The sequence below is a fragment of the Streptomyces sp. NPDC006552 genome (genome assembly GCF_040611655.1).
Taxonomy (GTDB): domain Bacteria; phylum Actinomycetota; class Actinomycetes; order Streptomycetales; family Streptomycetaceae; genus Streptomyces.
Window position 1 is genome coordinate 1 of sequence record NZ_JBEXOS010000075.1, and the last position, 21,150, is coordinate 21,150.

The following is a 21,150-nucleotide window of genomic DNA, read 5'->3' on the forward strand; positions in this document are numbered from 1 at the left end:
GTCCCGGATAGCGGAACGCGTCGGCCTCTCCCAGATGCACGTCTCCCGCCTCATCACCCGCAGCTGCGCCCAGGTCCGCGCCTGCGCCGACCCGGCATGTCCGCATACGTTCGTCCCGCTGCGAGCCGCCGGGTCAACGGCGGCTCCCCTCATGGGAGATCGGGGGTGTACTCGTGCGTATCGGACTGTTGACCGAGGGCGGCTATCCGTATGTGGGTGGTGAAGCCGGACTCTGGTGCGATCGCCTCGTGCGCGGCCTCGACCAGCACGAATTCGAGCTCTACGCGCTCAGCCGCAGCCAGCAGCAGGAAGAGGCCGGCCGACTCGAACTGCCCCCGCAGGTCGTACGGGTGCGGACCGCTCCCCTATGGGCGGACGGCGCGGGGAGTGTGCGCGGGGCGCGCGGCGGCGGGCTCGGGCGCCGGGCGCGACGCCGGTTCGCCGCGCTCTACGAGGAGCTGGTGTCTGCGGTCGTCCTCGGCCCTGGCGGCTCTGGCAGCTCTGACGGCTCTGACGGCTCTGACGGGGAGGCGGACCGTTTCGCCTCAGCGTTGTACGGGCTCGCCGAGCTCGCCCGGGACGAGGGCGCCTTGGGGGGCGCCCTCCGCTCGGAGGCGGCCGTCCGCACACTGGAGCGCGCCTGTCGTGCGCCCGGCGCCCTGCGCGCCGCCCGCGCGGCCCGCGTGCCCGATCTGCTCGCCTTTGCCGGGCACGTGGAGCGCGCGCTGCGCCCCCTCTCCCTCGACTGGTACGAGGACGTCTCCACCGCCCCCGGTCCCTCCGACGGGGCCGAGGGCGAGGGCGAGAGCGGCGGGCTCGGCTCGGTCGACCTGTGCCACGCGACGACGGCCGGGGCGGCGGCCCTGCCCGGCCTGGTCGCCAAGCGGTTCTTCGGCGTCCCGCTGCTCGTCACCGAGTACGGCGTACAGCTCCGGGCCCGCTACCTCGCGGCGGGCGAGGCCGAGTTGAGTGCGCCGGTGCGCGCGCTGCTCGCCGCCTTCCACGGACTGCTCGCCGCGGAGGTCTACCGGCAGGCCACCGTGATCACCCCGGGCAACGCGCACGCCCGGCGCTGGCAGGAGCGGTGCGGTGCCGACCGCGCCAAACTGCGTACCGTTCATCCCGGCATGGAGGCCGGGCGGTTCGCGGAGGTCGGGGAGCGCGAGGAGCCGGGGGAGCCGGACACGCTCGTCTGGGTCGGGCGCATCGACCCCGCCAAGGACCTCATTTCCCTGCTGCACGCGTTCGCGGAGGTCCGCCGCGAGGAGCCGAAGGCGCGGCTGCGGATTGTCGGGGCGTTGCCGGTGGGGCAGTCGGGGCGGCCAGGCGGATCGGGGTGGCCGGGCCGGCCGGGGTGGTCGGTTGGTGTGGCGGGTGTGTCCGCTGATGTGTCCGATGCGATTGCTGTGGCCGGCGAGCCCGATGTGGCTGACGGGGCTTCGGGGATCGGTGGGGCCGACGGGTCTCGTACGGCGGACCCGGAGGCCGCGGCCTACCTCGGCCAGTGCAGAGCCCTGGCCGCGCAACTCTTCCCCGACGAGGCCGAAGGCATCCATGCCGTCGGCGAGAACCCTGTTTCCTTCGAGGAGCTCGGCGGACCCGAAGCCCCCGACCTCGCCGAGGTCTACGGCGCGGGAGCCGTCGTCGTCCTGTCGAGCGTTGTCGAAGGATTCCCGATCAGCCTGGTCGAGGCCATGTTCTGCGGGCGCGCCACCGTCTCCACCGATGTGGGCGCCGTCGTCGAGGTCATCGGCGGCACCGGCCTCGTCGTGCCCCCGCGCAACCCCCGGGCGCTCGCCGAGGCATGCGTGGCACTCCTGCGCGACTCCGGGCGGCGGGAACGGCTCGGTGCCGCGGCCCGGGCCCGCGCGCTCGAACTCTTCACCGTCGAGCAGAACCTCACGGCATTTCACGGCATTTACCTGGAGATCGTCTCGCACTGCCCCGTACGCAGGGACGCCGTGGACGACGCAGGCGACCCCCTGCCGTTCGCCCATCCACCCGAGGCCCATGTTCCGGGGCGGTGGACGGCCCCGACTGCCGACGGCGGTGGTGGCTCGTGGCTCACCGGCCGGTCGTCCGGCGCGGGGGTGCCCAGGTGGGCGGTGAGTGACGCGGGTGCGGCCGCGGCTTCTGGGAGCGGCGGCGAGCGAGAGCGACGGGAACAACAGGAAGAACTGGAGCAGCCGGAGCAACCGGAGCAACAGGAACTGCTGGCGGGTATGGCACCGGGCCGCGGGGAGGGTGACGTATGAGCGGGCGCGAGAACGCGGGGCTCGGCTCCGGCACCGAGATCGAGGTCGCCGCCGACCATGACACGGGGCTCGACGTACCACGGGTGCCGACCAGCGCCGGGGCCTGGGGAACCGGTTCGGCGCAGGCGCTGCAGGACTCCACGCCCGACGCGCTGATCGGCGGCGACCTGGGAAACCTCGGCACGTTCGGGGATCTGGGGGTCGTGGACGAGCCAGGTGAGTTCAAGGCTTCCGGTGACCTCGACAGGGCCGGCGGTCTCGGCGCGGAGGGTCCGGCTGAGCCCGGGACCGCGAATTGGGCCGACGGCAGCCGACCGGGCGCCGGGCGCGGCCGGGATGCCGGTGCGCCGGGGGCACCGGGCGCTGGCTTCGAGCGGACCCCGGGTATCCGGGTTTCGGGGGCTTTGGGTGCTGGCGCTGTGGGCGGCCGGGATGCCGGTGCGCCGGGCGCGTCCAGCACGGGTGTTGAGCCCACCCCGGATATCCGTGCGGCAGAGATCCTGACCGCGAGCAGCGGGCGCGCTCGGGATGTTCGCGTGCCGAGGGCGGGGGCCGGGACCGGGGTCGGGGCCGGGGCGAACAACCGTTCCAGCGCCGCCCGCTCGTCCCAGCGGCGTACCGGCGTCGACCCCGTCAAAGCCCTGATGCACCGCCACCGCGCCCTGTGCGAGCGAGCCGTCGACCCCCTGGAGATCGCCGCTGGCCTCGAAGCGCACGGCGTGACCGACCGGGCCGCGGCGCGCTTCCGGCACAAGGACGTGTTCTCCCTCGCCGAGGAGCTCTACGCCCGCGTCCCCCGCGACGGCGACCGGGCCGAGGCCACCGTCCCCACGCCGGCTCCAACCCTGGACCCGGCTCCCACGCCCGGCGTGCGCGGCGCGTGGACCCTGCTCGCGCTGGTGCCGGGCGCCGTCTGCGCGCTGACGCTGTTCGTCGTGCACGTCACCACGGGCACCGCACGGTGGTCCGTCGCCATCGGCGGCACGCTGGCGGGCGCCGCCGCCCTGCACGCCACGCTGCGGCGCGGCCCGCTGCATGCTCACGGCTCCCCCGCACCGACGACCCCCCTGTGGGCCTGGTGGTTGCTCGCCTACGCCCTGTTCGGCGACGGCCTGCTGACCGCCGCGCTGACCGGCGGCCCCGACGAAATCTGGGCGCCGGCCACCGCCCCGCTGCTCGCGCTCACCGTCGCTGTGGCACCCGCGGCCTGGTGCGCCCGGCTCTACGGGGCCGGGGCCGGCCGCCGACTCGCGACCAGCCGCGGACTGGCCGACTTCACCGCATCCGCCCGGCCCTTGCTCCTCGGCATCGTCATCCTGTTCGCCTCGGCTCTCATCGCACTGCTCGGCCTGGCCGGGGCCCTCCTCGGCCAGCGCGTCGACTACGCCGGCGCCGGCGCCCTGGGGCTCCTGCTGCTGCTCGCCCGCCTCCTCACGGCACATGGCCGCACACATGCCCCCGCCGTCGTGCTCGGCGCCGCCACCGCCCTCGAGGCCGTGGCCGTCGCCTCCGTCTTCGCCGCACGACTGCCCGGCTGCGCGGTCCTGAGCACACCCGTCGAGGCGGCCGTCACCGCCATGGGCGCGGGGATCGTGCCCGCCACCGCCTGCGGCGCCGCAGCCCTCGTGCTGCTCGTCCACGCCCTCCGCACGCTGGCCCGCGCCTCCGCCCACGCCCGCGCCGAGGGCGCGACAGGGGGAGCCCCATAACCACGGCCGAGCCCGCCACCGGGCGCGCCGGGATCCCCGTCGCACGACCAGGCACACCTTTCTCCCGCGGGGCCGACACCGCGGGCCCACCCGACGACTCACGGCACCACTCATAAGGAGAACGCCAGATGACCACCCCTCCTCCCGGAGGCGCCGGATACGCCGGATACTCCGGACCTCACGGGCAGCGCGCCATCCACGCCTCGCGTGCACCACGGTCACCGCACGCACCACGTGCACGGCGTACGGTCCGCGGAGCGCGCACGCCAGGAGGCGCCCGATGAGGGTTCTGCTGATCGGGGCCAACGGGTATCTCGGCCGCTTCGTCGCCGACCGCCTCCTCGCGGACCCCGCTGTCCAGCTCACCGCGCTCGGCCGGGGCGACGACGCCGACGTCCGCTTCGACCTGGCCACCGGCAGTCCGGGCGCGCTCACCCGCTTCCTGGACGCTGTCCACCCCGGCGTGGTCATCAACTGCGCCGGCGCCACACGCGGCGGCGCCCGCGACCTCACCCGGCACAACACCGTCGCCGTCGCCACCATCTGCGAGGCACTGCGCCGCAGCGGCTGCGGCGCCCGCCTCGTACAGATCGGCTGTGGCGCCGAGTACGGACCCTCGCAGCCCGGCTCGTCCACCGCCGAGGACGCGGTGCCCCGGCCCGGCGGCCCGTACGGGGTCAGCAAACTCGCCGCCACCGAACTCGTCCTCGGATCCGGCCTCGACGCCGTCGTCCTGCGCGTCTTCTCACCCGCGGGCCCCGCCACCCCCGCGGGCTCCCCGCTCGGCCGGCTCGCCGAGGCCATGCGCCGTGCGATGCAGGCCGGCGACGGTGAACTGAAGCTCGGCGGCCTCGGCGCACAGCGCGACTTCATCGACGTACGCGATGTCGCGCGCGCCGTGCACGCCGCGTCGCTCTCCGCCGCGCAAGGCGTCATCAACATCGGCTCGGGCCGCGCCGTGCGCCTGCGCGACGCCGCCGCCGTCCTCGCCCGGGTCGCCGGATTCGGCGGCGCCCTCCACGAACTCGACGCACCGCCCGTCGCGCTCCGGCCCTCCGTCATCCACCCGCGCTCCGAATCCGACCACGGACTGCCGGGCGGTCCGGTGGCCGCCGCGTACCCGTACCCCGACGGGTGCGGAAGCTGGCAGCAGGCCGATGTCCGCACCGCCCGCGACCGGCTCGGCTGGCGCCCGCGCATCAACCTCGAGGAGTCCCTCGCCGACATCTGGATGGAGGCGGCATGCCGTATCTGACCCCCACCGCGACCGGCCTGTCCAGCACCGACGTCCGCCTCGGCTTCGGCATCCCCGGCTTCGCGCACCCGCTGGTGGCGCCCGCGGAGTGGGCGCAACTCACCCGCCCCGAGGCCCCGCTGCACTGGGTCGTCCTGAACGTCGCCGACGGCCCCGGCGCCCGCCCCGACCCGCACTGCCTGGAAGCGGCGGGCCGCCTGCGCAACGCGGGCGTCCGTGTCCTTGGTCACCTCGACATGACCTACGGCGCGCGCTCCTTCGGCGAGCTCGTCTCGGACGCCCACCGCTTCCTGGACTGGTACCAGGTCGACGGGTTCAGCCTCGACCGCTGCCCCACCGAGCGCATCGCGCTCCCCGAGGTGCGCCGTACCGTCACGACGCTGCGCGCCCTGGTCGACGACGCGTACATCGTGCTGGGCCACGGCACCCACCCGTATCCCGGATACGCCGAGACCGCCGACCAGTTGGTGACGTTCGCCGGCCCCTGGAGCGACTACCGCTGGTCCCAGGTCGCGGAGTGGACGGCCGACTATCCGCCCGAGCGGTTCTGCCACTTCGTGCACGGCACGCCCCGCGGCCACCTCGACGAGGCGCTGCGGATCGCCCGCTGGCAGGGCGCGGGCACGATCTACTTCACGGACCACACCGCCCGCGCCGGCGCGGGCGACCCCTGGGAGTCGATGCCCGGCTACTGGGACGAAATCGTCTCGCGTATCGGACCGGGTGTCTCGGAATGAAGGAGGGCGTGGCAGTGTTACAGACGGAACAACCGTACGTAGATACCGACCAACGGAGTCCCCGTGTCGCTGCCACCCCTGGTCGAGCCAGCTGCTGAGCTCACCGTAGACGAGGTCCGCAGGTACTCCCGCCACCTGATCATCCCCGACGTCGGGATGGACGGGCAGAAGCGGCTGAAGAACGCCAAGGTGCTCTGTGTGGGCGCCGGCGGCCTCGGATCGCCGGCCCTGATGTACCTGGCCGCGGCCGGTGTGGGCACGCTCGGCATCGTGGAGTTCGACGAGGTCGACGAGTCGAACCTGCAGCGCCAGATCATCCACAGCCAGGCCGACATCGGCCGCTCCAAGGCGGCGTCCGCGAAGGACTCGGTCCTCGGCATCAACCCGTACGTGAACGTGATCCTCCACGAAGAGCGGCTCGAAGCCGAGAACGTGATGGACATCTTCAGCCAGTACGACCTGATCGTCGACGGCACGGACAACTTCGCGACCCGCTACTTGGTCAACGACGCGTGCGTGCTGCTCAACAAGCCGTACGTGTGGGGCTCCATCTACCGCTTCGACGGCCAGGCCTCGGTCTTCTGGTCCGAGCACGGCCCGTGCTACCGCTGCCTCTACCCGGAGCCCCCGCCCCCCGGCATGGTCCCCTCCTGCGCCGAGGGCGGCGTCCTGGGCGTGCTGTGCGCGTCCATCGGCTCCATCCAGGTCACCGAGGCGATCAAGGTCCTGGCCGGTGTCGGCGACCCCCTGGTCGGCCGCCTCATGATCTACGACGCCCTGGAGATGCAGTACCGCCAGGTCAAGGTCCGCAAGGACCCCAACTGCGCGGTCTGCGGCGAGAACCCGACCGTCACCGAACTCATCGACTACGAGGCCTTCTGCGGCGTCGTCTCCGACGAGGCGCAGGAGGCCGCGGCCGGCGCGACCATCACTCCCAAGCAGCTCAAGGAGTGGATCGACGCCGACGAGAAGATCGAGATCATCGACGTCCGCGAGCCGAACGAGTACGAGATCGTCTCCATCCCGGGCGCCAAGCTGATCCCCAAGAACGAGTTCCTCATGGGCACCGCCCTGTCGGGCCTTCCGCAGGACAAGAAGATCGTCTTGCATTGCAAGACGGGTGTCCGCAGTGCGGAAGTCCTCGCCGTACTGAAGTCGGCCGGCTTCGCCGACGCCGTTCACGTCGGTGGCGGTGTCATCGGCTGGGTGAACCAGATCGAGCCGGACAAGCCGGTCTACTGAGCCTTCGCTCGCTGGTGACTGTCCCGGACGGGCCTCGCGCACTGCGCGCGGGGCCCGTCCGGCGTGCCGGGCCCCTGCCGCGCCCCGAACCTGCCGCTGGTCAGGAGCACACCTTGCCGTCGCGCGGTATTCGACCCTCCAGCAGATACGCGTTCACCGCCGCGTCGACGCAGGAACTGCCGGACCCGTACGCGCCGTGGCCCTCGCCCTTCCAGGTCAGCTCGGTACCGACGTCCTTGCCCAGTTCGTCGGCCATGCGCCGCGCGCCCTCGTACGGGGTCGCCGGGTCACCGGTGTTGCCGACGACGAGGATCGGCGCGGCGCCGGGCGCGCTCACGTCCGGGTCGGACCACTGCCCCGGCACCGGCCAGTCGTGGCACCACCCCGCCGTGTCCCAGCCCATGTACGGCCCGAAGACCGGGGAGAGCGCACGGAAGCCGGCAAGGCGCGCCTTCGTCTGTGCCGGTGTCGGCCGTGCCGTGTCGTCGAGGCAGGAGATCGCGCGCTGGGAATGGCCGGAGGTGCCGTAATGCCCGTCGTCGTCACGGTCGTTGTAGGAGTCGGCGAGAGCGAGCAGCGCCGTGCCGTCGCCGCTCTGCGCGGCTCGCAGTCCCCGCGTGAGAGCCGGCCAGCTGCTCTTGCTGTACAGGGTCACCGCGATGCCGGTGATCGCGAGCGACTCGTTCAGCTCACGGCCGCCGGCTGTGGGCAGCGGGCGCTTGTCGAGTCGTTTCAGAAGGGCCACGATCTCGCGTGAGCCCGCCTTCGGGTCCTTGTCGCGGGCCCGGAAGTAGTTGTCGAGCGCGCGCTGGAACCCCCGTGCCTGGTTCTCGGCCTGAGCGACCCGCCCCGCCGTGGGGTCGACGACCCCGTCCATGACGAGCCTGCCGACGCGGCCCGGGAACAGGTGGGCGTAGACACCGCCGAGTTCGGTGCCGTACGAGACCCCCATGTAGTGCAGCGTCTCGTCCCCCAGGACCTGACGCATCAGATCCAGGTCGCGGGCCGCCTCGACGGTCGACACATGGCCGAGCGTCTCGCCGGCTTTCTCACAGCCCGTGCCGAAATCGGTGGCGTCCTTGAAGTAGGCCGCCTCTTCCGCCGCTGTGTCGGGCGTGAGGTCCACGGATTCCGCCGACTCGATGTCCTGGTCGCCACGGCACCGTACACCGGCGCTGGCCGCGACCCCACGAGGGTCGAAGCTGACCAGGTCATAGCGCTCACGCAATGTCGTGTACTGCGGAGCGAAGGCCGGCATCAGCTCGACACCGGAACCGCCCGGACCGCCGAAGTTGAACAACAGGGAGCCGAGCCGGTCACCCCCGCCGCCCCGGGCCTCGGCGCGGATCAGGGCGAGACCGATGGTCGCCCCGTCCGGCTCGGTGTAATCGAGTGGAGCCTTGAGCGTCGCGCACTGCCAGTCCGAGCCGGGCGCCGGCCCGCTCGCGGTCGCCCCGCACCGGCCCCAGGCGAGTCGCTGGCCGGTGAGCGAAGAGGGGAGAGGAGGCAACGCGGCCGCGCGCGAAGCACCCGGTGCGGCAGAGCGCGAGACGCCGCCGTACGACGGCTTCGGATCACCGCCCCCGCCACCGCCCGAGCCGCCGCACCCCGTGACGAGTCCGCCCGTCACGACGACGGCCGTCACGAACGCGAGCGTGCGAGCTCCTGCTCCCGCGCGTGTACGAGCCCTTGCTCCCGCACGAGCGCGAGCCCCTGTTCCCGCTTGTGCGCGTGCGCCTGCGCGGGCACGCGAATCCCTTGACGCCATGGCTGTTCCCCCCTCGACCGCCCCCGTTCGAGGAGCAGTCCGGCCATCGTAGGAGGCGGCGCCGACGCCCGCTTCAGCCTGTGGACAACTCCGCGATCACGAACAGACCGTTCCCTCTTTCGGGACCGTCCCGTCGAGGAGATAGTCGTCGACAGCGCTGTGGACGCAGGCGTTTCCGCTGTCGTAGGCGCCGTGCCCCTGGCCCTTGTACGTCAACTCGACGCCCACGCCCTTGCCCAGCGCGTCCGCCATCCGCCGCGCGCCCTCGTACGGGGTCGCCGGGTCACCGGTGTTGCCGACGACGAGGATCGGCGCGGCCCCGGTCGCACTGACGTCCGGGTGGTCGGCGGCGCCGGCGACGGCCCAGTCGGTGCAGCTGAGCATGCCCCAGGCGAGGTAGTCACCGAAGAGTGCGGACGCGGCCCGGAACTTGGGGAGCTGCTTCTCGACGTCGTTCGCCGTGTACCGGGCCTTGTCGTCGGCGCAGTTGACGGCGACGTTCGCGGCCTGGATGTTGCTGTACGAGCCGTCCTCGTTGCGCCCGTTCATCGAGTCGGAGAGCATCATGAGGATCTTGCCGTCACCGTCGTACGCCTGTTGCAGCCCCTGAGTGAGGTACTCCCAGAAGTCCTGGGAGTACAGGGACTGGGCGATGCCGTTGGTCGCGGCGGTCTGGGTCAGATCGCGCGGGAAGATGCCCGGGATCGGCTGCTCGTCCAGCTCTTCGAGCAGCTTGGCGATCTTCTCCTTGACCTCCTGCGGAGTGCCGCCGACCGGGCAGTCCTCGGCCTGGGACGTGCAGTTCTTCGCATAGTTGTCGAGGGCCAGCTGGAAACCCTGGGCCTGGCCGAGCGAGCCCTGCTCCTGCCCCTGGGTCGGGTCGACGACACCGTCGAACACGGCGCGCCCCACCTTCTTGGGGAACAAGTGGGCATAGACGCCGCCCAGTTCGGTGCCGTACGAGATGCCGAAGTAGTGCAGCCGGTCGTCGCCGAGGACCTGGCGCATCAGATCCATGTCGCGGGCGGCATCGATGGTGCCGACGTGCGGGAGAGTGGCGCCGGACTTCTTCGCGCACGCTCCGTTGAACGAGGTGACATTGTCGACGAGCTTCTTCTGCTCCTTCTTGTCGTCCGGTGTCGCGTCCTCCTGGAAGTACGTGTCGAGTTGCTCGGCGTCCTCGCACGTGACGCCCGCGCTGCGTCCCACCCCGCGCGGGTCGAAGCTGACCAGGTCGTAGCGCGTGCGCAGGCGCGCGTAGTCATTGCCGAACGCCGGCAGGCTGGTGACGCCGGAGCCGCCGGGGCCGCCGAAGTTGAAGACGAGCGAGCCGATGCGCCGGTCCTTGGCGCCACTTGCCCTGGCACGGATCAGCGCAAGGTCGATCGTCTTGCCACTGGGGTCGTCCCAGTCGAGGGGCGCCTTCATGGTGGCGCACTGCCAGGTGGCGCCGCCGGGGAGCGGGGACGGGGCTCCGCCGCCGCCCTCGGACCCCGCGGGAGCGGGGCAGTCCTTCCAGCTCAGCGCCTGTGACGGGAGATCGACGCTCGACTTGGACGCACCGCAGGCCGCGAGCGAGGCGGACAGCAGCGCGACGGTGACGGCCAGAGCGGCGGCGCGAGGCCGGGGCTGAAAGGGCATGGGTCCATCCTGCGGGGGCCCGGTGCGGCGCGCTCGGGCTGCGGGCTGTGCGGGTGAGGCCGCTGGAGCGCCTACAAAGCGCCCTTGCGGGTCAGGTGGTTGAAGAAGAGCCAGCCCGGCAGCACGGGCAGCCACAAGGTGAGCAGCCGGTACAGCAGCACCGCCGGAGCGGCCACCTCCTTGGGCAGGCCGACCGCGATCAGGCCCACTGTCAGCGTCGCCTCGACCGCGCCCACGCCGCCGGGGGTCGGCGCCGCGGAACCGAGCGCGTTGCCCGCCAGGAACACCACCGCGACGCTGGCCAGACTCAGACTCGTGGTGTTGTCACCGAAGGCGCGGATCGAGGCGTCCAGGCACATCACGAAGCAGGCGGTCAGCAGCAGCATGCCGCCGATGCCGGTGAGCAGCTTGCGCGGCCGCTGCAACACGTCGAGCATGCGCGGCACGACACCGGCGAACAGCGACCGCACGCGCGTGACGACGAACTTCCGCAGGAAGGGGATCGAGGTCACCACCAGGACGAGGACGGCGACCGTCAGCAGGCCCGCGATGACCGTACGGGACGGCGACAGGGACGGCGTCTTCTCCGTCCCGGTCAGGTAGCCGAAGGTCAGCAGCAGCAGAATGTGGCTTCCCATGCCGAACAGCTGGGAGGCGCCGACACTGGCGACCGCGAGCCCGGGGCGTACGCCCGCGCGCTGGAGGAAGCGGGTGTTCAGCGCCACGCCGCCGACCGCCGCGGGAGCGACGATCTTCACGAACGATCCGGCCACCTGCGCCGCCACGGCTCGCATGAAGGGCACGCGTTCAGGCACGAAGCCCATCAGGCTCATCGCCGCCGCTACGTAGCTGAGCGCGGAGAACAGCACCGCGAGGCCGACCCAGCCCCACTCGGCCTCGCCGACGATCGCGCCGAAGTCGATGTGTGTGAGCTGCGACAACAGGAAGTACGCGCCGATCGCACCGGCGATGAAGCTGATCAGGGTGCGCGGTCTGATGCGCTCCAGGCGGGCCGGTTCGACCGGGGCCTGCGGCCGGATACGGAGTACCTGGTGGCGGATCTGGGTGAGCAGATCCTCTTCGCGCGCTTCGTCGAGAGCCACGTCTATGGCGCGTTTCTCGGCCTGCCGCTCGGCCTTCTCGGACTTCTTCTCCGCCCGCGGCGACTTCTTGTCCTCGCTGTCGGCCTCGGCGGCCTCGTCCAGCCGCTGCTGCTTGGCCTTGCCGGACGCCTCCAGGACGGCCTCGCGCTCGCGCTGGGCACGTTCCCGCCCGAGTCTGCGCAGCGTCGCTCTGGTGGTGCGGGTGAGCGCGATGGGCTGCAGCAGAGGCAGACAGTCGGCGACGCTGTCGGGGCCGAGGACACCGACGGCGGAGGCGACTGCCCGCTCGGCGCCCACGCGCAGGCCGAGCGTGGTGAGCATCTGCGCGGTGTCCATGCGCAGCACGAGGTCGCCCGCAGCGATCTCGCCCCCGCGCAGATCCGTGAGGATGACGGTGCCGGAACGATCCACCAGAAGCGCGTCGCCGGCCAGCCGCCGGTGCGCGATGCGCCGGGACTGGAGTGCCTGCACCTGGTGCCAGGTGTCCCGCAACAGGCCGTCGGTGATCTCCTCGTCCGGCACCGCGTCCAGGGTGCGGCCCCCGATGTGCTCGTACACGAGCATCACGGCGTCGGGCCCCAGCTCGGAGGTGGCGATCAGCTTCGGCGCGTTCGCCCCGGCCGAGATCGCCGCGTAGGCGAGCAGCGCCTCCTGCTCCAGGGCCTGGCGCAGCGACTGAAGGCTGCGACGCTGGGTGATGCCGCGCAGCGTCAGCCGACGCCACACCCGGTAGAAGAAGCCCTGTGCCTGCTGCTCACGGTCGACGACGGTGACGTCCAGCGGGGGACCGTCCTCCAGGGTGACGAAGTAGCGCCGCCCTCTGTCACCGTTCTCGGTGGCGCCTTCATGGGCCTCTTCACGTGAGGCGCTCACCGGGTGGAAGCCGACGTGCCGCAGGCCCGCCAGGAGCGTCTGACCTGTAGGGCGCACGTTGGGCGAGCCGACGGCGTACAGCGTTCCGTAGGCGACGGTCCAGCCGATGAGGATCGTCAGGATGATCGAGAACGGTGTGGTGTAGCCGGTGACCAGCATCGCGAACGCGTCGAGCAGCAGCACCACCCACAGCACCACACGCCATCGCGGTCGCCGGGACATGCCGACGGCCGTCATGTAGGCGATGACGGGCGCCAGGTAGCCGTGCACCGGATCGGTGAGCGCATGGATGTCGCCCGGCGAGACCTTGGTGAGCGCGTCCTGGATCGACTGCGGGGCGGCCTTGGCGACCCAGAGATCGGTCGCGAGCGTCACCCCGTGCGCGAGGACCGCAGCGAGCACACCGTCGGCGATCCGCAGTCCGTCGCGCTTGATGAGCCGCTCGATGGCGAACGCGACCGGTACGAGAAGGATGGCGATGCTGGAGGCGAGCCCGGCGAACTTCGTCAGCAGATCGGGGGCCTGCCCGGTGCCCTTGGTGATGTCCTGGGCGAAGCCCGAGGTCGTGGCGTGCGCGAACGCGGCGATGGCCAGCAGGACGGCGATCGCGAGCACGCCCACCAGGAGGCGCATCAGGTCGGAGGGGCGGTGCACGCGCGCGGGGAGCAGCGGTTCGTCACTGTCGACCCGCTCGGCGTGCGTCTCCGCGTCGACGCAGTCCGGGTCGTGCAGGGGCTGCTCGTGCTTCGTCTCGTCGGCCTTCCCGGCCGCGTCTTCAGGGCGCGCCGGTGTCACAGAGGTGCCCTCCGCGTTTTCGGGGTGCACGCTCTGCTCCGTCGTCTCTTGTTGATCTCGTATCACCAGTCACCGCCCGCACGATGGTGGCATGTCCCATCGTCGTAGGGGGGTATCAGGGTGCATTCGAGGCAGGCGGAGTCATCAGCAAGCGCCTTCCTGTATGTCTGTCCACCGTGCCGCTTGTACGTCCCTCCACGTTGTCGGTGCCGTGAGGCAGGATGGGTCGGATGAGCGAGGAGAGTGAGCCGGCAGACGGACTGCCCGCGTACGCGGAGCGGGTCCTCGAGGTCGCCGAGCTGATCCCGGCCGGCCGCGTCCTGACCTACGGGGACGTCGCCGAGTGGCTGGAGGAGGGCGGCCCGCGCCAGGTGGGACGGGTGATGGCCCTCTACGGAGGCGCGGTGCCGTGGTGGCGCGTGGTGCGCGCGGACGGAGCGCTGCTCCCCGGCCACGAGCTGCGGGCACTCGGCCACTACCGGGAGGAGAGCACGCCGCTGCGCGACGCCTCCCGGGCCTCCGAGGGCCACCTCCCGCGCCTGGACATGAAGCGGGCGCGATGGGACGGCCGGACACGTACGGAAGCTCACAAGTGACAGCTTCGGCCATCCTGCGGACGGGCGGGGTGCCGGTGGCCCGTACGGGGGAAAAGAGGCGCGCGAGGCACTTCGCCCCGGCCGGGACCGTTCGTGAGACTGGGCACACCTGCGCCGGAAGCGAGCGGAGAGAGGCGTCGGAAGCCCGGTTTCCGCCACACTCGACGGCGTAGCGTCGACGGCACCGTCGATGGCAGACACCTCCTTCACCCCAGAGCCGCCGTTCCCGCGCGGACGGCACGCCGACCACCAGCACACCCACCAGGACCAGCGATCCACGTGAGCTCCTCTTCGACCACCCGGCACCCGTCGCGCCACCAGGCTCGACAGGGGTTCCCGGGCGCGTACCGGCTGGTGCGTCATCGGCAGGCGCCCGCGGACCCCCCTCGTCTGGACGCGCCGCAGCGTGCTGTGGTTGACCACACTCAGGGGCCCCTTCTCGTCCTGGCCGGTCCCGGGACGGGCAAAACCACCACCTTGGTGGAAGCGGTGTCCGCCCGCATCGCCCGGGGCACCGAACCCGAGCGCATCCTTGTGCTCACGTTCAGCCGCAAAGCCGCCGTCGAGCTGCGGGACCGCATGGCGTTGCGCATAGGCGCCGCACGCGCCCCTCAGGCGACGACCTTCCACTCGTTCTGTTACGCGCTCGTCCGTGCCCATCAGGACGCTGAGCTGTTCGCGGAACCCCTGCGCCTGCTGTCGGGACCCGAGCAGGACGTCGCCGTACGCGAGCTGCTCGCCGGCCAGATCGACCTGGAGCAGGCCGGACTCGCCCACGTGCGCTGGCCCGACGAACTACGCGCCTGCCTCACCACACGGGGCTTCGCCGACGAGGTGCGCGCGGTCCTGGCCCGCAGCCGTGAACTGGGTCTGGGCCCCGCCGCCCTGGACGCCTTCGCACGCCGGACCGGCCGCCCCGACTGGCGGGCGGCCGCTACCTTCCTTGCCGAGTACCTGGACGTCCTCGACCTGCAGGGCGTCCTCGACTACGCGGAACTCGTGCACCGTGCCGTGCTCCTGGCCCACCGCCAGGAAGTGGCCGATCAACTGGCCGCGCAGTACGACGCCGTCTACGTGGACGAGTACCAGGACACCGACCCGGCCCAGGTCCGGCTCCTGCGCGCACTCGCGGGCGGCGGGCGCACCCTGGTCGCGTTCGGCGACCCGGACCAGTCGATCTACACGTTCCGCGGCGCCGACGTGAACGGCATCCTGGACTTCCCAGGCGCCTTCCCGCGCGCGGACGGCGCCCCCGCGCCCGTCGAGGTCCTCACCACGTCCCGGCGCTCCGGCAGCGGCCTGCTGGAGGCCACCCGCCGCGTCACCCAGCGGATGCCGCTGACCCGCCTGCCCGCGGAGAAGGTGCGCGCCCACCGCACGCTCGCCCCCGTACGCGACGGCGGCCGGGCCGAGGTCTACACGTACCCGACGGCCGGCACGGAGCTCGACAACATCGCGGACATCCTGCGCCGGGCACATCTGGAGGACGGGGTCCCCTGGAGCGACATGGCCGTGCTGGTGCGCGCGGGCGCGCGCAGCATCCCGGTCGTGCGCCGCGCCCTCACGGCGGCCGGTGTGCCCCTGGACATCGACGGGGACGACCTGCCCCTGCGCCATGAACCCGCCGTGGCGCCCTTGCTGACCGCCCTCAAGGCAGTGGCACAGCACCTCCCCGAGGGGGACCCGCAGGACGCGGCGGACGGGCCCGACAGGGCACTCCGGTTCGACACCGAGACCGCCCTCACCCTGCTCGGCTCGCCCCTGGCCGGCATGGACGCCGCGGATCTGCGCCGCCTGGGGCGCGCCCTGCGTGAGGAGGAGCGCGCCGCGGGAAACCATCTGCCGCCCCCCTCCGACGAACTGCTCGCCCGCGCTCTCGCCGAACCCGAACGGCTCGCCCTGCACGACCCGGCCTACGCGCGCGGCGCACAGCGCCTCGGCGCACTCCTCACCACGGCCCGCGCGAAGCTCGACGCCGGCGGCACCGCTGAAGAGGCCCTGTGGGAGCTGTGGAACGGCACGCCATGGCCCCAGCGCCTGGAGCGCGCCGCCCGCCGCGGAGGCGCGGCGGGCCGCAACGCGGACCGCGACCTGGACGCCGTATGCGCCCTGTTCGCCCTCGCCTCCCGCGCGGAGGAGCGGTCCGGCGGCCGCGGCGCCCGCAACTTCCTGGAGGAGCTGGACGCGCAGGACATCGTCGCCGACACCCTCGCCGGACGGGCGGTACGCCCCGACGCCGTGCGCCTGATGACCGCGCACCGCTCCAAGGGCCTGGAGTGGCGGCTGGTCGTCGTCGCGGGCGTCCAGGAGGGCCTGTGGCCGGACCTGCGCCGCCGCGGCTCGCTCCTGGAGGCCGACCGCATCGGCCGCGACGGTCTCGCCGAACCGCTCACGCCCGGCGCCCTGCTGGCCGAGGAGCGACGCCTGTTCTACGTGGCCGCCACGCGCGCGCGGGAGCGGCTCGTCGTCACCGCGGTGAAGGCGCTCGCCGACGACGGCGACCAGCCGTCGCGCTTCCTGACCGAGCTGGGCGTCGAGCCCAAGGACGTCACCGGCCGCCCGCGCCGGCCCCTGGCCGTGTCCGCCCTCGTCGCGGAGTTGCGGGCGACCACCGTCGACCCGCGCGTCTCGGACACCTTGCGGGAGGCCGCCGCGCGCCGCCTCGCCCGGCTCGCCGCTCTCAGCGACGACGACGGCAGGCCCCTCGTGCCGTCCGCCCACCCGTACCGCTGGTGGGGCATGTACGAGCCCACCGAGAGCAAGGTCCCGCTGCGCGACCGCGACCAGCCGGTCGTGCTCTCGGGGAGCGCTCTCGACCAGCTCGCCAACACCTGCGCGCTGCAATGGTTCCTGGGCCGTGAGGTGAAGGCCGACGCCCCCGCGACCGCCGCCCAGGGGTTCGGCAACGTCGTGCACGTCCTCGCTGACGAGGTCGCGTCCGGGCGCACCCCCGCCGACCTTGCCGTCCTCATGGAGCGTCTCGACTCGGTCTGGGACGCCCTCGCCTTCGACGCGCCCTGGAAGTCCGCACAGGAGAAGGAGCACGCGCGCGTGGCGCTCGAACGCTTCCTTCAGTGGCACGTCATGGACCGCACCGGCCGCACCCCGGTCGCCAGCGAACACGCCTTCGACGTGACCCTCGAAGCGGGCTCCTACGAAGTGCGCATCCGTGGCTCCATGGACCGTGTCGAGCGCGACGCCGAAGGACGCGCCTACGTAGTCGACTTCAAGACCGGCAAACAGGCACCCAGCGCGGCCGACGTGGCCCGCCACCCTCAGCTCGCCGTCTATCAGCTGGCCATGCGCGAGGGTGCCGTGGACGACGCCTTCGACGGGGCCCGCCCCCACCCGGGCGGTGCCGAACTGGTGCAGCTGCGCCAGGGCGCCCCCAAGAAGGACGGCGGGGAGGCGCTCCCCAAGGTGCAGGCGCAGGAACCCCTCGAAGGGGAGTGGGTCGGCGATCTCCTCGCCACAGCGGCCGGCAAGGTCCTCGACGAGCGCTTCACCCCGGTCGCCGGACAGCACTGCACGCACTGCGCCTTCCGCGCCTCGTGCAGCGTGCGACCGGAGGGGCACCACGTCGTGGAGTGACGTGCGCCTCCGCTGCGCCGGAACGGACCGAAGCTGTCAGTGGTGCCGGTTAGCCTCGATGAGGTGACCCCACGCCTCACCGATCCCGAGCAGCTCAAGGAGCTGCTGGGCATCCCCTTCACCCCGGAGCAGACGGCCTGCATCATCGCGCCGCCCGCCCCGCAGGTGATCGTGGCCGGAGCCGGCTCCGGCAAGACGACGGTGATGGCCGCGCGGGTGGTCTGGCTGGTGGGCACCGGGCAGGTCGCCCCCGAGCAGGTCCTCGGGCTCACCTTCACCAACAAGGCCGCGGGAGAGCTGGCTGAGCGCGTCCGCAAGGCCCTCGTCCGGGCGGGCGTCACCGACCCCGACACCATCGACCCGGACAACCCGCCGGGCGAGCCCGTGATCTCCACGTACCACGCCTTCGCCGGCCGGCTCCTGACCGACCACGGCCTGCGCATCGGTCTCGAACCGACGACGCGGCTGCTCGCCGACGCGACCCGCTTCCAGCTCGCCGCCCGCGTCCTGCGCGAGGCGCCCGGCCCGTACCCGGCCCTCACCCGCTCCTTCGCCGACCTGGTCAGCGACCTGCTCGCCCTCGACGCCGAGCTGTCCGAGCACCTAGTTGCGCCGGCGGACCTGACGGCGTACGACCGTGGGCTGCAGCGCTCCCTCGAAGGCGCCAAGCTGAGCAACGCGGACCTGCGCAAGGTCCCCGAAGCCGTCGCCGCCCGCCTGGAGCTGGCCGAGCTCGTGGGCCGCTACAGGGAGGCGAAACGGGCCAGGGACGTCCTGGACTTCGGTGACCAGATCGCGCTGTCGGCCACGCTCGCCGACAGCCGGCCCGAGGTCGGTGAGATCCTGCGCGACGAGTTCCGGGTCGTCCTGCTCGACGAGTACCAGGACACCTCCGTGGCCCAACGCATCCTGCTGGCGGGCCTGTTCGGCGGTGGCACGGGGCACGCGGTCACCGCCGTGGGCGACCCCTGCCAGGCGATCTACGGATGGCGCGGTGCCTCGGTCGCCAACCTCGACGACTTCCCGCGCCACTTCGCGTCCGCCGACGGCGGCCCGGCCGCCCGCTTCGCGCTCAGCGAGAACCGCCGCAGCGGCGGCCGCCTGCTCGACCTGGCCAACGGGCTGGCCGAACCGCTGCGCGCGATGCACGCGGGTGTGGAGGCCCTGCGACCGGCCCCCGGAGCCGAGCGCGACGGCGTCGTGCGCTGCGCCCTCCTGCGTACGCACAGCGAGGAGATCGACTGGCTCGCCGACTCGCTCGCCCACCTCGTCGCCACGGGCAAGGAGCCCGGCGAGATCGCCGTCCTGTGCCGCACCGCCACCGACTTCGCCGAGATCCAGAAGGCGCTCGTGGCGCGCGACGTGCCGGTCGAGGTGGTCGGCCTGTCGGGGCTGCTGCACCTGCCCGAGGTCGCCGACCTCGTCGCCATGTGCGAGGTGCTCCAGGACCCCGGGGCCAACGCTTCCCTGGTGCGGCTGCTGACCGGGCCCCGGTGGCGGATCGGCCCGCGCGACCTCGCGCTCCTCGGGCGCCGGGCCCGGCTGCTGGTCTCCCACGCGCGTGGCGGCGACGAGGACGATCCGGACCGCCGTCTCGCCGAGGCCGTCGAGGGTGTCGACCCGTCCGAGGTGATATCGCTCGCCGACGCGCTCGACACCTTCCTGGAGACCTCCGCCGACGCCGGCGGGGACGACGACGGACTGCCCTTCTCCACGGACGCGCGCGTGCGCTTTGCGCGGCTCGCCACCGAACTGCGGGAGCTGCGCCGCTCCCTGTCCGACCCGCTCATGGACGTCCTGCACCGCGTCCTGGCCGTCACCGGCCTGGAGGTCGAGCTCTCCGCCTCCCCGCACGCGCTGGCGGCCCGGCGCCGCGAGACGCTCTCCAACTTCCTCGACGTGGCCGCCTCCTTCGCGGCCGACGACAACTCGGCCTCTCTGCTGGCCTTCCTCGGATTCCTGCGCACCGCCGCCCAGTACGAGAAGGGTCTCGACAACGCGCTTCCGGGCGGCGAGAACACCGTGAAGGTACTCACCGCGCACAAGTCCAAGGGCCTGGAGTGGGACGTCGTCGCCGTCCCCGGACTCGTCAACGGCACGTTCCCCAGCACCCAGGGGCGCGAGAAGTGGACGGCGCAGGGCAAGGTCCTGCCCCACGAACTGCGCGGCGACGCCGCCATCCTGCCCGACATCGAGGCGTGGGACTCCAGGAGCATGAAGGCCTTCCACGCCGACATGAAGGAGCACCAGCACACCGAGGAACTGCGCCTGGGATACGTCACGTTCACGCGCCCCAGGACGCTGCTGCTCGGCTCCGGCCACTGGTGGGGGCCGACCCAGAAGAAGCAGCGTGGCCCCTCCGACTTCCTGCACGCCCTGTACGAGCACTGCGTCGCCGGACACGGTGAGGTCGAGGTCTGGGCCGATGAGCCGGCGGAGGACGAGGAGAACCCCGCCCTTGCGGAGACGTCGGTCGAGCACGCCTGGCCGCTGCCGCTCGACGAGGCGTCCCTGGCCCGTCGTCGCTCCGCCGCCGACACGGTGCTCGCCTACCTGGAGCGCGCCGCGGACCCCGCGCAGGCCCGCGCGCACACACAGCCCCACCCCGCCGCCTACGGAGAGCCGCCGTACGAGGACCCGGACTGGCCGCCCCCGCCCGAGGACGAGCCCGACAGCGTCTCCCCGGACGACGACTGGGAGGCGCTGTCCGCCGAGCGGCCCGTGCTCCCGCACCCCGCCCCGGCCCCCGAGCCGGCGCCGTCCCACGCGCGCGTACCGGCGCCCCAGGACCCGCACGCGGCGGCGGTCCCGCACCCGGCGCCCGCCCCGGAGCCGGAGCTCACTCCGGAGGAGCTCCGCACCGTCGCCTCCTGGGACCGCGATCTCGACGCCCTCACCGGCGAACTGCTGCGCGCCCGCGCCGGGGTACGCGAGGTGCCGGTCCCGCACTCGCTCACCGCCTCCCAGGTGCTGCGCCTGGCCGCGGACCCCGACGGCTTCGCCCAGGAACTGGCCCGCCCCATGCCGCGCCCGCCCCAGCCGGCAGCGCGCCGGGGCACGCGCTTCCACGCCTGGGTCGAGTCCCGCTTCGAAGCACTGCGGCTGCCCATGCTCGACCCCGAGGAGCTGCCCGGCAGCGACGCGGAGGTCGCCGACGAACAGGATCTGCAGACGCTCAAGGAGGCCTTCGAGCGCACCCCGTACGCGCACCGCACCCCGTACCGGATCGAGCTGCCCTTCCAGCTGGCCGTCGCGGACCGGGTGGTCCGTGGCCGCATCGACGCCGTCTACAAGCAGGGTGAGGGCGACGGGACGACGTACGAGATCGTCGACTGGAAGACCGGTCACCAGCAGAACGGCGACCCTCTCCAGCTCGCCGTCTACCGGCTCGCCTGGGCCGAGAAGCAGGGCGTGCCCCTGGAGTCGGTGAGCGCGGCCTTCGTGTACGTACGCAGTGGTGAGACGGTCCGGCCGCGACGGCTGCCGGGCCGTGCCGAGCTGGAGCGGCTCCTCACCGAGGAGCCGCAGGCCGCGGGAGAGGCCGTGCGGGAGCCGCCGGACGAGCACGGCCCGGTGGGGGACTAG

Annotated in this window: 11 protein-coding genes and 1 pseudogene; 9 read left to right on the forward strand and 3 right to left on the reverse strand. The window is 72.6% G+C overall.

The genetic code is table 11. The features are described from left to right. The 6 genes and pseudogenes from ABZY33_RS30905 to moeZ all read left to right on the forward strand — a co-directional run. Positions 1-223 (forward strand): annotated as a pseudogene (locus tag ABZY33_RS30905) (hypothetical protein); the annotation flags it as partial. Then, entirely contained in the window at positions 174-2,255 is a 2,082-nt protein-coding gene (locus ABZY33_RS30910; protein WP_356495013.1) for a DUF3492 domain-containing protein, read from the forward strand. The pseudogene ABZY33_RS30905 and the gene ABZY33_RS30910, both read left to right, overlap by 50 nt. Next, positions 2,252-3,964 carry a hypothetical protein gene (locus ABZY33_RS30915; protein WP_356495014.1) on the forward strand — a complete coding sequence of 571 codons (1,713 nt, stop codon included), beginning with the start codon at positions 2,252-2,254 and terminating at the stop codon, positions 3,962-3,964. The genes ABZY33_RS30910 and ABZY33_RS30915 overlap by 4 nt, the downstream gene beginning before the upstream one ends. Before the next feature lie 280 nt (positions 3,965-4,244). Further along, on the forward strand, positions 4,245-5,219 hold the full coding sequence (locus tag ABZY33_RS30920) for an NAD-dependent epimerase/dehydratase (RefSeq protein WP_356495015.1): 975 nt from the start codon (positions 4,245-4,247) through the stop codon (positions 5,217-5,219). Next, complete coding sequence (locus ABZY33_RS30925) at positions 5,207-5,956, forward strand: spherulation-specific family 4 protein (RefSeq protein ID WP_356495016.1); 750 nt, start codon at positions 5,207-5,209, stop codon at positions 5,954-5,956. The genes ABZY33_RS30920 and ABZY33_RS30925 overlap by 13 nt, the downstream gene beginning before the upstream one ends. Positions 5,957-6,019: 63 nt before the next feature. Continuing rightward, entirely contained in the window at positions 6,020-7,198 is a 1,179-nt protein-coding gene (moeZ, locus tag ABZY33_RS30930) for an adenylyltransferase/sulfurtransferase MoeZ (RefSeq protein WP_356495017.1), read from the forward strand. Between the two features lie 100 nt (positions 7,199-7,298). Here the strand turns inward: moeZ and ABZY33_RS30935 are convergent, their stop codons facing one another. The 3 genes from ABZY33_RS30935 to ABZY33_RS30945 form a co-directional block, all read right to left on the reverse strand. Beyond that, on the reverse strand, positions 7,299-8,843 hold the full coding sequence (locus ABZY33_RS30935) for an alpha/beta hydrolase (RefSeq protein WP_356495018.1): 1,545 nt from the start codon (positions 8,841-8,843) through the stop codon (positions 7,299-7,301). Positions 8,844-9,062: 219 nt separating this feature from the next. After that, positions 9,063-10,607 (reverse strand): alpha/beta fold hydrolase, encoded by a 1,545-nt coding sequence (locus tag ABZY33_RS30940; protein ID WP_356495019.1) that lies wholly within the window; start codon positions 10,605-10,607, stop codon positions 9,063-9,065. A 71-nt stretch (positions 10,608-10,678) separates the two neighbouring features. Further along, on the reverse strand, positions 10,679-13,444 hold the full coding sequence (locus ABZY33_RS30945) for a lysylphosphatidylglycerol synthase domain-containing protein (RefSeq protein ID WP_356495020.1): 2,766 nt from the start codon (positions 13,442-13,444) through the stop codon (positions 10,679-10,681). Positions 13,445-13,608: 164 nt separating this feature from the next. Between ABZY33_RS30945 and ABZY33_RS30950 the strand changes: the two genes are divergently transcribed. From ABZY33_RS30950 to ABZY33_RS30960, 3 genes are all read left to right on the forward strand, one after another. Then, entirely contained in the window at positions 13,609-13,974 is a 366-nt protein-coding gene (locus tag ABZY33_RS30950) for an MGMT family protein (protein WP_356495021.1), read from the forward strand. A gap of 279 nt (positions 13,975-14,253) precedes the next feature. After that, positions 14,254-17,565: an ATP-dependent DNA helicase gene (locus ABZY33_RS30955; protein ID WP_356495022.1), complete on the forward strand. Its 3,312-nt coding sequence runs from the start codon at positions 14,254-14,256 to the stop codon at positions 17,563-17,565. Positions 17,566-17,628: 63 nt separating this feature from the next. After that, positions 17,629-21,150, forward strand: a complete 3,522-nt coding sequence (locus tag ABZY33_RS30960) for an ATP-dependent DNA helicase (RefSeq protein WP_356495023.1) — start codon at positions 17,629-17,631, stop codon at positions 21,148-21,150.

What these genes read in the sequence shown, in the direction of transcription:
- ABZY33_RS30915 (WP_356495014.1), top strand. Translation starts at nt 2,252, where the DNA reads ATGAGCGGGCGCGAGAACGCGGGGCTCGGCTCCGGCACCGAGATCGAG.
- ABZY33_RS30920 (WP_356495015.1), top strand. Translation starts at nt 4,245, where the DNA reads ATGAGGGTTCTGCTGATCGGGGCCAACGGGTATCTCGGCCGCTTCGTC.
- ABZY33_RS30925 (WP_356495016.1), top strand. Translation starts at nt 5,207, where the DNA reads ATGCCGTATCTGACCCCCACCGCGACCGGCCTGTCCAGCACCGACGTC.
- ABZY33_RS30940 (WP_356495019.1), bottom strand. Translation starts at nt 10,607, where the DNA reads ATGCCCTTTCAGCCCCGGCCTCGCGCCGCCGCTCTGGCCGTCACCGTC.
- ABZY33_RS30950 (WP_356495021.1), top strand. Translation starts at nt 13,609, where the DNA reads ATGAGCGAGGAGAGTGAGCCGGCAGACGGACTGCCCGCGTACGCGGAG.